The sequence below is a fragment of the Streptomyces sp. MBT65 genome, from assembly GCF_016612545.1.
Taxonomy (GTDB): domain Bacteria; phylum Actinomycetota; class Actinomycetes; order Streptomycetales; family Streptomycetaceae; genus Streptomyces.
Map to the genome: position 1 here is coordinate 1 of NZ_JAENRY010000620.1, position 1379 is coordinate 1379.

At 69.9% G+C, this 1379-nt stretch carries 2 protein-coding genes and 1 pseudogene; all 3 read right to left on the reverse strand.

Annotated elements, in window-relative coordinates:
• Positions 1 to 161, reverse strand: a pseudogene (locus JHN63_RS51040) (triacylglycerol lipase); the annotation flags it as partial.
• 220 nt (positions 162 to 381) lie between these two features.
• Positions 382 to 573 carry a hypothetical protein gene (locus tag JHN63_RS51045; RefSeq protein ID WP_200691934.1) on the reverse strand — a complete coding sequence of 64 codons (192 nt, stop codon included), beginning with the start codon at positions 571 to 573 and terminating at the stop codon, positions 382 to 384.
• 209 nt (positions 574 to 782) lie between these two features.
• The gene (locus JHN63_RS51050; protein ID WP_200691935.1) at positions 783 to 1184 is read right to left on the reverse strand and encodes a VOC family protein; all 402 of its coding nucleotides are present in this window, start codon (positions 1182 to 1184) and stop codon (positions 783 to 785) included.
• Between the last annotated feature and the right edge of the window lie 195 nt (positions 1185 to 1379).

The window sequence follows — 1379 nt, forward strand, 5'->3', positions numbered from 1 at the left end:
GTGGTGGGCGGGGTGTAGAAGGCGGGGATGGTGACGCCTCGGGACACCACGTCGGCCGAGGCGGTGGCGGCCCCGGCCGCCGTGAGGGCGAGGGCTTGGGCGCCGAGGCAGGCGGCGGCGGTGAACGCGGCGGCGAGCAGGCGTCGTCGGCGTGCGGGCATGGCGAAGGGTGCGGGCATGGCGAACCTCCTGTGGAGCGGCTGGCAGGAAGCGGCGCCGCGGTGGCGCACCCGCGTCCCACGGGAGCGCCACCGCCGCTGGGGAAGTGGTTCGCCTGGAACTTACCTGCGGGTAAGTTACTCGTGATACCCGTCGGTAGGTTACGTTTCGGTAATGTGACTGACGGTCAGCGGATTCTGTGCGTCGGTTGTCGGGCGGCCGTCAGCCCGCCGCCACCGTGTGTGCCACCCGCTCCAGGAACCCGGCGACGGCCTCCGGCTCGCTCACCATCAGGTCGTGACCGGTGTCGATGTCCCACAACCGCCCTGCCGCGCGCGCCGGTTCGAGGTCGGCGGCATCGCGGTGGGGCAGGGTCGACGTGCAGACGATCTGGGACTGCGGAAGCGCCCGCACCGCCGCCTCGTCCGAGAGCCGCAGCGGCTGGGTGAAGCACTTCCAGGGGTGCGGCGTGATCCTCGGCGCGAGCCAGGCGGATGAGTCGGGCCGTGGCTGGACTCGGAGTACTTCCGCGACCGCCTACCGCTCGAAGGCGCCTGACGGGTGTCCCGCCAGGCGCCCGTGTTCCACCGAGCCGCCGCTGCACCCAGGAGCGGGCGGCCGCCTCAGCGCTGTTGCGTGTCCGGGACGCTCCTGTAGGGGCGGGTGATGATCTCCATGCCGTGGCCGGACGGGTCCAGGAAGTACAGGCCTCGGCCGCCGTGGTGGTGGTTGATCTCGTCCGGTTGCTTCATGTGCGGGTCGGCGTAGTACGTGATCCCGGACCGGCGGATCCGTTCGAATGCCGCGTCGAACTCCTCGTCGGAGACGAGGAAGGCGTAGTGCTGCGTGGTGATCGACTCGCCGGGGATGCTCGCGAAGTCCAGCGTGACGCCGTTGCTGGTGGCGACCGGGACGAACGGGCCCCATTCGACGCCGACTTCAAGACCCAGGATGCTCGCCAGGAACTCGGCGGATTCCCGGTTGTTCCGGGCGTGGACGATGGTGTGGTTCAACTCGACCGGCATGTGCGGAATGCCTCCGTAAGGCACCTCGCGGACACCTCCATGCCTCACCCGGCCGGTGACCGACACGCGATGCCGCGCCTACGACCCTATGCGGCGCGGTTCTCGTCGTACAGCTCTCACTGCTCAGACCACCAACGCACACACCACCGAGGCCACCTCCACAGCCATCCCCACCCCCGCCTCCGTCAACGACCC

Excerpts from the sequence above, each read along its gene's own strand:
- JHN63_RS51050 (WP_200691935.1), bottom strand. The coding sequence starts at position 1,184 with ATGCCGGTCGAGTTGAACCACACCATCGTCCACGCCCGGAACAACCGG.